This window comes from Devosia sp., assembly GCF_034675085.1.
Classification (GTDB): Bacteria; Pseudomonadota; Alphaproteobacteria; order Rhizobiales; family Devosiaceae; genus Devosia.
The window spans coordinates 1-8,480 of sequence record NZ_JAUCDN010000137.1; the positions used below are offsets into that span (position 1 = coordinate 1).

The 8,480-nt window shown below is 67.3% G+C and carries 8 protein-coding genes and 1 pseudogene; 8 read left to right on the forward strand and 1 reads right to left on the reverse strand.

The annotated features are described in order from the left end of the window. Positions 1-107 precede the first annotated feature (107 nt). The 8 genes from rlmH (at position 108) to VDP82_RS10160 (ending at position 8,155) form a co-directional block, all read left to right on the forward strand. Positions 108-590, forward strand: a complete 483-nt coding sequence (rlmH, locus tag VDP82_RS10125; RefSeq protein WP_323014726.1) for a 23S rRNA (pseudouridine(1915)-N(3))-methyltransferase RlmH — start codon at positions 108-110, stop codon at positions 588-590. A 97-nt stretch (positions 591-687) separates the two neighbouring features. Further along, positions 688-2,022 carry a murein hydrolase activator EnvC family protein gene (locus tag VDP82_RS10130; protein WP_323014727.1) on the forward strand — a complete coding sequence of 445 codons (1,335 nt, stop codon included), beginning with the start codon at positions 688-690 and terminating at the stop codon, positions 2,020-2,022. Positions 2,023-2,029: 7 nt separating this feature from the next. Then, positions 2,030-3,391: a S41 family peptidase gene (locus tag VDP82_RS10135; protein ID WP_323014728.1), complete on the forward strand. Its 1,362-nt coding sequence runs from the start codon at positions 2,030-2,032 to the stop codon at positions 3,389-3,391. Positions 3,392-3,421: 30 nt separating this feature from the next. Further along, positions 3,422-4,525, forward strand: a complete 1,104-nt coding sequence (locus VDP82_RS10140) for a divergent polysaccharide deacetylase family protein (protein WP_323014729.1) — start codon at positions 3,422-3,424, stop codon at positions 4,523-4,525. A gap of 9 nt (positions 4,526-4,534) precedes the next feature. After that, complete coding sequence (locus VDP82_RS10145) at positions 4,535-5,068, forward strand: RNA pyrophosphohydrolase (protein ID WP_323014730.1); 534 nt, start codon at positions 4,535-4,537, stop codon at positions 5,066-5,068. After that, the gene (locus VDP82_RS10150) at positions 5,065-5,751 is read left to right on the forward strand and encodes an aspartate/glutamate racemase family protein (protein ID WP_323014731.1); all 687 of its coding nucleotides are present in this window, start codon (positions 5,065-5,067) and stop codon (positions 5,749-5,751) included. Before VDP82_RS10145 ends, VDP82_RS10150 begins: the two co-directional genes overlap by 4 nt. A 63-nt stretch (positions 5,752-5,814) precedes the next feature. Next, positions 5,815-6,870, forward strand: coding sequence for a DUF2793 domain-containing protein (locus VDP82_RS10155; RefSeq protein ID WP_323014732.1), 1,056 nt, complete (start codon positions 5,815-5,817; stop codon positions 6,868-6,870). Positions 6,871-7,048: 178 nt separating this feature from the next. Then, positions 7,049-8,155, forward strand: a complete 1,107-nt coding sequence (locus VDP82_RS10160; RefSeq protein ID WP_323014733.1) for a Gfo/Idh/MocA family oxidoreductase — start codon at positions 7,049-7,051, stop codon at positions 8,153-8,155. Here VDP82_RS10160 and VDP82_RS10165 read toward each other — a convergent pair. After that, a pseudogene (locus VDP82_RS10165) lies at positions 8,152-8,480 on the reverse strand (complex I NDUFA9 subunit family protein); the annotation flags it as partial. The gene VDP82_RS10160 and the pseudogene VDP82_RS10165 sit on opposite strands and share 4 nt — an antisense overlap.

An 8,480-nucleotide genomic window follows, 5' to 3' on the forward strand; every position in this document is an offset into this window, starting at 1 on the left:
GCGTTTCCAGCAAAAGTGGCAACGGTTTTGCGGTTCGGAAACGCGACAAAACAAAGACTTAGACCCATTTCGCTGTTTCGGCGAAACAGCGAAATGGTCTAGGCGCCATGCGCATCGCCATAGCGGCGGTGGGGCGCATGAAGTCCGGCCCCGAGCGCGAGTTGGTCGCGCGCTATCTTGAGCGGGCCGGCGCCAGCGGGCGCCCCTTGGCGCTGACGGGGTTCGATGTCATCGAACTGGGCGAATCCCGCGCCGGCGCCGCCGCGACCCGCAAGAGCGAGGAGGCGCGCGCCCTGCGCGCCGCCCTGCCCGAAGGCGCTTTGGTGGCGCTGGACGAGCGCGGCAAATCCATGGGATCGGAGGCCTTTGCCCGCCAGCTCGAAAAATGGCGCTATACCGGCCGGCCGGCGGTGAGCTTCATCATCGGGGGCGCCGATGGCATCGACCCGGACCTGGTGCGATCGGCCGATCTGGCCCTGAGCTTTTCGCCCATGGTCTGGCCCCACCAGCTGGTCCGCATCATGCTGGCCGAACAATTGTACCGCGCCGTCACCATCCTCAGCGGCCACCCCTATCATCGCGGCGACTGACCCTCTTATGGTTAAGCCATGTTAACCTGCGCTTTGCCGGCAAATTGCTATTGTGCCCCTCACTGATTCGGGCGCAGCGACGCGCCAGGGAGACCCAATGGCGATAAGGCCGGGCAAAAGACGGGTGGGCGCGCTGGCTGGCCTGATGCTGGCCGGCCTCGTGCCGTTCGCCGTGCCGGCCCAGGACGAGACCGGGGCGCCGGCCGAAACCGTGCCCGCCCAGGCCGAAGAAGCGCCCGCCCCGACCCCGGCCGATCTGGAGGCGATCGAGGCTTCCATCTCGCTCAGCCAAAGCCGCATCGATGCGCTCAAGGCCGAGATCGCCGAGATGGAGGGCGACCGCACCCGGCAGAACGCCGCCCTCATCGCCGCCGCCCAGCGGGTAAGGCTGGCAGAGATCGAGGTGGCCGATGTCGAGGAGCGCCTGTCCGGGCTCATCGTTTCGGAAATGGAAGTGCGGGGACGCCTGGATGGCTCGCGCGCCGAAATCGCCAATGTGCTGGCGGCGCTGGAGCGGATCACGCTCAACCCGCCCCCGGCGCTGATCGTGGATCCGGACGACGCGCTCGGCTCGGCCCGCAGCGCCATCCTGATCACCGCCATCGTGCCGCAATTGCGCGCCCGCGCCGATGCGGTCACCGCCGATCTGCGCATCCTCACCGACATCAAGGGCAAGGCGCTGGAGGAAGAAGCCACGCTCAAGGCCAATTATGCCGTGCTCGAAGAAGAGCAGTTGCGCATCGCCACGCTGATCGCGGCGCGCAAGCAGGGCATCGACCGGCGCAGCGAGGAATTGGCGGCCGAGGAAGCCGAGGCGGTGGCGCTGGCCGCCCGCGCCAGCTCGCTCAAGGAGCTGATCGAGGGGCTCTCCAGCCGCGCCGGGGCAGTCGGCACGCCGGGCGCCGCCACCAGGCCCGTCGATCCCGACCTGCCCCAGTTTAGCGCCGAGGAGATCCGCACCGCCTTCGCCAACAGCGCCCGCGCCGAGCCGGCGGTGCCGTTCGGGGCGGCCCGGGGGTGGCTCGCCATGCCGGCCAACGGCGTCAACGTGCTCGATTACGGCGCCAATGACGGCTTTGGCGGCATCAGCCACGGCATTTCCCTGGTCACCCGCGCCGAGGCGCAGGTGGTGGCGCCGGCCGATGGCTGGGTGCTCTACAAGGGGCCTTACCTCAATTACGGCCAAATCGTCATTCTCAATACCGGCCAGGGCTACACGGCCCTTCTGGCGGGGCTTGCCGAGGTCAGCGTCGATATCGGACAATTCGTGCAGATGGGCATGCCGATGGGCATCATGGGATCACGCACAATTGGACGCTCGATCACCACCAATGCTGGCGCCGCCCAGCCGACCCTCTATATTGAACTGCGACAGAACAACGAGCCCTTCGATCCAACCGGATGGTGGGCCAACCCGACTCAGAGTGGATAGACCTCTCATGCGCCTTCCCCCCCTTCGCATGCTTGCCCTGCTTCTGGCGCTGTCGGTGCCCGCCGGGCTCCTGATCGCCCAGGAAGCCCCGACGCCCGACCATCCGGTGGAAGACGAGCTGGAGGCGCCGCCCGAAACGGTGTCGCGCGATCCGCTCGAAATCTATTCCGACCTCAATCTGTTCGGGAACATCTTCGACCGCATCCGGCGCGAATATGTCGATGTGCCCGACGAGAAGGAGCTGATCCGCGCCGCCATCCAGGGCATGCTCAGCTCGCTCGATCCGCATTCTGGCTATCTGCCTCCGGCCGAATATGACGACATGCGCCAGGACAATTCCGGCGAATTCGGCGGGTTGGGCATTGAGGTCACCATGGAGGACGGCGCCGTCAAGGTGGTTTCGCCCATCGACGACACCCCGGCGGCGCGCGCCGGCATCCTGTCCAATGACATCATCCTCGAAATCGACGGGGTTTCCATCGAGGGCATCTCGCTGGACGACGCCGTGGACAAGATGCGCGGGCCGGTGAACACCGACATCGAGATCACCATCTATCGCGAGGGCGTTTCCGAGCCGCTCAAGTTTAACCTCACCCGCGCCACCATCGCCCTGCGCGCCGTGCGCTGGACGCTGGAGGGGGATGTGGCGGTGCTGCGCCTCGCCCGCTTCTCCGAGCAGGCCTATAGGGGGATCGAAAAGGCCATCAAGGACATCTATGCCCAGCGCGAGAACGTCCCGCCCAAGGGCATCATCCTCGACCTGCGCAACAATCCGGGGGGCCTGGTGGAACAGGCCGTCTATGTCTCGGACGCCTTCCTCAAGCGCGGCGCGGTGGTGCTGACGCGCGGCCGCACGGCCAGCGAAAGCGCGCGATACGACGCCGAGCCCGATCCCCTGGACGAGCTGCTGCAGGACGTGCCGCTGGTGGTGCTCATCAATGGCGGCTCGGCCTCGGCCTCCGAAATCGTCGCCGGAGCGTTGCAGGACCACAAGCGGGCCACCCTGGTGGGTACGCGCTCCTTCGGCAAGGGCTCGGTGCAGTCGGTCATCTCGCTGGGGCGCGACGGGGCTATGCGGCTCACCACCGCCCGCTACTACACCCCCAATAACCGCTCCATCCAGGCGCTGGGCATCACCCCGGACATCGAGATCAAGCAGACCGTGCCCGAGGAATTCCAGGGCCGCGACGAGATCATCGGCGAGGCGGGGCTGGCCGGCCACATCACCGTGGAAGGCCAGGAAGAGACCACGGTCGGCTCCTCGGTCTATGTCCCGGCCGACAAGGAGAAGGATGACCAGCTCCAATACGCCATCCGCCTCATCAATGGCGAGGAGACCAATCCGGCCTTCCCGCCCCGGGCCGAGTAGGCGGGCGGGCCATGAGCTTGCGGCGCCATCATGGCCGATGACCTGAGCACCCCGCTTACCGGGCGGCGCGATGGCGCGCGCCGCCACCTGCCGGTGGCGCGGGTCCTGTTCGGCCTGCTGGCGCTGATCGGGCTCGGCTTCGGGCTGCGCATCGCTTTGGTGGAGGACCCCAATGGCGGCCGGCCCAGCCAGGAAGTGGCGATCACCAATACGCGCAATTCCAACGCCCTGGCCAATGCCGTCAGCGACGGCAAGGTGACCATCACCGCCGATCCCCAGCAATATCCCATCGCCGCCGAACCCCCGCCGCCACCGGGCGGCAGCACCGCCATCGCTTCTCTGCCCGACATGTTCGGGGCCCTGCCCGATCTCAGCGAGGAAACCGCCGATGGCGCCATTCCGCGCATATCGGCCACCGGGCAGACGCCCTTTGCCGCCTATTCGCGCCCCGCGCCGCCCGTGGCGGGGATGGCGCGCGTCGCCATCGTGGTGAGCGGGCTGGGCATCAACGAGCAGGGTTCGCTCGACGCCATCGACCAATTGCCCGACGATGTGACCCTGGCCTTCGCCCCCTATGGCAAGACGCTGGCCAACACCGTGGCCGCCGCCCGCGCCGGCGGCCATGAGGTGCTGCTCGAAATCCCGCTCGAACCCTTCGATTTTCCCCAGAACGATCCTGGCCCGCAGACCCTGCTGACCGGCGAGGCGCCGCGCGCCAATCTGGAAAAGCTGTTCTGGCTGATGGCGCGCTTTGGCGGCTATGCCGGGGTGGTCAACAATATGGGCGCGCGCTTCACCGCCTCGGCGGCCGATTTCGCCCCGGTCATGGAAGAGCTGGGCGCGCGCGGGCTGGGTTATCTCGACGATGGCTCGTCCAATCGCTCGCTGGCGGCGCAGCTGGCGGCGGGCAACAAGATGCCCTTCGGCCGCGTCGACATGATGATCGACGCCAACCCCTCGCCACAGGCTATTCAGTCGGCGCTGGCCAGCCTTGAGCGCACCGCACTGGAGAGCGGCCAGGCGATCGGTATTATCAGTGCCCTGCCCATATCGGTTTCGGCGGTGACGGAATGGTCGCGGGAGCTGGAATCGCGGGGCGTCGTGCTGGTGCCCGCCAGCGCGCTGATGCAATAGGAAGATCCCATGCCCGCCCCAAACCGAGAAAGCCTGCCTTACCGCGATTGCGTCGGCGTCGCCCTGTTCAATGCGGAGGGCCTGGTCCTTATCGGCCGCCGTCGCCCCGAACAGGAGGCCGAGGGCAGCGAGGAGATCGCCGCGCCCTGGCAGATGCCGCAGGGGGGCATAGACAAGGGCGAGGACCCGCTCAAGGCCGCCTTGCGCGAGCTCGAGGAAGAGACCAGCGTGCGCAGCGTCAGCCTTTTGGCCGAGCTGCCCGAATGGGTCTATTACGATCTGCCCGACGCGGCCCTGGGCATCGCGCTCAAGGGCAGATATCGCGGCCAGCGCCAGCGCTGGTTCGCCTTCGCCTTTACCGGCCCCGACAGCGAGATCGACGTGCTCTCCCCCGGCGGCGGGCGGTTCAAACCCGAATTCGACGCCTGGCGCTGGGAGCGGCTGGAGCAGACGCCCGGCCTCATCGTGCCGTTCAAGAAAGACGCCTACCGCACCATTGCCGCCGGTTTCGCCGATATTCCGGCGCGGTTTGCCCGGCCATGAAGACCATCGGCCTCATCGGCGGCATGAGCTGGGAATCCACCGCCCACTATTATCGCATCGTCAACCAGCAGGCGGCGGCGCGGCTGGGCGGGCTGCATTCGGCTCCCATGGTGATCGAATCGGTGGATTTCGCCCCCATCGCCGCCCTGCAATCGGCCGGCGACTGGGACGGAGCCGGGGCGATCCTCGCCGAAAGCGCCAGGCGCCTGCAGAAGGCCGGTGCCGGCATCATCGGGCTGGCCACCAACACCATGCATATCGTGGCCGACCGGATCGCCGGGGCCATCGACATTCCCTTCCTGCACATCGCCGCGCCCACCAGCGCGGCGCTTCTGGCCGATGGTTTCACCACTGTGGGCCTGCTGGGCACGCGCTTCACCATGGAAATGGGCTTTTACCGCGACCGGCTGGTCGAGGCCGGCCTCACCCCGCTCATTCCCGAGGTGGACCGCACCAATCTCAACGGCATCATCTACGAAGAATTGTGCCGGGGCATCGTGACCGAGCCATCGCGCCGCCTCTATGTCAACGCCATCGAGCGCCTGGCGGCGCGCGGCGCCGAGGCCGTCATTCTGGGCTGCACCGAGATCGGCATGCTGATCGACGATTCCGTCAGCCCCCTGCCGGTCTACGACACCACCGACCTGCATGCCCGCGCCCTGGTCGAGGCGGCGCTGGCCTGAGTCGGCTTATCCCCGCTTTCCCGCCCGGTCCTAGACTGTCTCTTGTGAAACAGGAGAACGTCCATGGACCAGTCCCCCCGCCTGTCGCTGCCCTATATCATGCCGGGGCAGGCGCAAAAGCACGTGACGCATAACGAGGCCATCCAGGCGCTGGATGCGCTGGTGCAGCCGATAGCGGCCAGCCGCAGCCTGCCGGCGCCCCCGGCCTCTCCCCTTGAAGGGGAAGCCTGGCTGGTCGCCGCCGGTGCCGGCGGCACCTGGGCCGGCCATGCCGACGAGATGGCGGTCTGGCAGGCCGGGGCCTGGACGTTCCTCGATCCCGCTCCCGGCTGGCAGGTCTATGTCGTGGACGAGCGCACCCAATATGTCTTCGGGGACGATGGCTGGACGCCGCTGGCCTCGCTGTCGGGGGCGCTGGAGCAATTGGGCATCAATGCGGCCGCCGACGCCACCAACCGGCTGGCCGTCTCCGCCCCGGCGACGCTGCTCACCCATGCCGGCAATGGCCACCAGCTCAAGCTCAACAAGGCGGCGCCGGCCGATACGGCCAGCCTGCTGTTTCAAAGCGGCTGGTCGGGCCGGGCCGAGATGGGGCTTTCCGGCAATGACAGCTTCAGCATCAAGGTCAGCCCCGATGGGGACGATTGGCTCACTGCGCTGGGGATCGACGCCGCGACGGGGACCCTCAGCATTGCCGGCAGCCTGCGCCCGGCGCAGGACAATGCGGTGACGCTGGGCGCTTCGGGCGCGCGCTGGGCCGCCATCTGGTCGGCCACCGGCGCCATCCAGACCTCGGACCGGCGCCTCAAGACCGACATCGCGCCCTGCGATCTCGGGCTCGATTTCATCCGGGCGCTGGAGCCGGTGGCCTATCGCTGGCGCGTGGGCGGGAACGGCCAGGCCGGGCCCCGGCCCGGCTCGCGCCGGCATTATGGCCTTCTCGCCCAGCAGGTGCAGGCCGTGCTGGGCGGCCGCGACTTCGCCGGCCATGTGCTGGCCGATCCGGCCGATCCCGAGAGCGAGCAGGGCCTGCGCTACGAGGCCTTCATCGCGCCCCTGATCGCCGCCATGCAGGAGCTGGCCCGCCGCCTCGACAGGCTCGAAGGGCGCGCGCAATAAATTCATTGCCCGCTCTGGCGCCGGCCCAAGGGCCGGACTAAAGCGCGTCGCGATCTTTCAGATTCGCTCCATGCGCTTTAGCCTTTTGTTTTTGCGCATGTCTTTATCCCGAAACCGGTTCCCACTTTCGGCAGACATGCTGTAATCTCGCCCCGATCGCACAGGGAGAACGATATAAATGACGACGGGGCGCGTGGGGATCGGCTTTATCGGCACCGGCAATATTTCGTCGGCCTATCTCAAGGCCATCACGGGAAGGGACAGCCTGCCCGGCTTTCCGGTGCTCGATATCAAGGGGCTGGCCGATCTGCGCCCCGAGGCCGCCACGGCGCGGGCCGCCGAATTCGGCCTTGCCGCCATGAGCATCGAGGCGATGCTGGCCGATCCCGAAATTGCCCTTATCGTGAACCTCACCATTCCGCGCGCCCATGTCGAGGTGGGCCTGCGGGCGCTGGCGGCGGGCAAGCATGTCTATTCGGAAAAGCCGCTGGGCATCACTTTTGCCGAAGGGCAAAAGCTGCTGGCTGCCGCCGATGCGGCCGGACTGCGCATCGGTTCGGCCCCCGACACCTTTCTGGGCGGCGCCCATCAGCAGGCCCGCGCCGTTCTCGATAGCGGCGCGCTCGGCACAATCGTGGGCGGCACAGCCTTCTTCCTGTGCCCAGGACATGAGAGCTGGCATCCCGATCCGGCCTTTTACTACGATATCGGGGGCGGGCCGGTGCTCGACATGGGGCCCTATTACATCACCGACCTGGTCAACCTTCTCGGCCCGGTGACGCAAGTTTCCGCCATGGCCTCGCGCCTGCGCAGCGCGCGCGTCGTCGGCTCGGAGCCCAAGCGCGGCCAGCGCATGGATGTGAAGGTGGACACCCATGTCACCGGCGCGCTGGGCTTTGCCAATGGCGCCATCGTGCAGGTGGGGCTGAGCTTCGATGTGGCGGCCCATCGCCACCTGCCGCTCGAGATTTACGGCACCGAGGCGAGCCTTGTCGTTCCCGATCCGAATTTCTTCGGCGGCGCCGTGCAATTGCGTCGCATCGGCGAAAAGGACTGGAACGAGGTGCCGGTGACCCATCCTTACGCGGATGGCAATTACCGCTCGCTGGGCGTGGCCGACATGGCCGCCGCCATTCTCGAAAACCGCCCCCATCGCGCCAATGGCGATCTGGCCCTGCATGTGCTCGAGGTGATGGAAGCCTTCGAGATCGCGGCACGCGAGGGGCGCACCATCGCCATCCAGACGCCGGTGGAGCGCCCGGCGCCGCTGTCCATGCTCTTTTAGGCGGCGCGCGCCTCGCGGTTGAATTCGCCGTGGCGGCGATAGCGGAAGAGATAGGAAGGCAGCACCGTATCCATGGCGGTGGGGGTGATGCCGAAGGCGGCGAAGCTGCGCTTGTCCTTCTGCGCCGCCTCGGACACCACATTGTCCACGCCCAGAAGATCGACCTGATCGGCGGTGATGAGCGGCTTGAACGGCAGGATGCCGAGCAGCACCGCCATGAATTTGGCCAGGCCAACCGGCAGCGGCAGCAGCGGCCGGTTGCGCCTTGCCTCGCGCTGGATGCGATTGAGCAGCTCGCGATGGGTTTCCACCTGCGGCCCGCCCA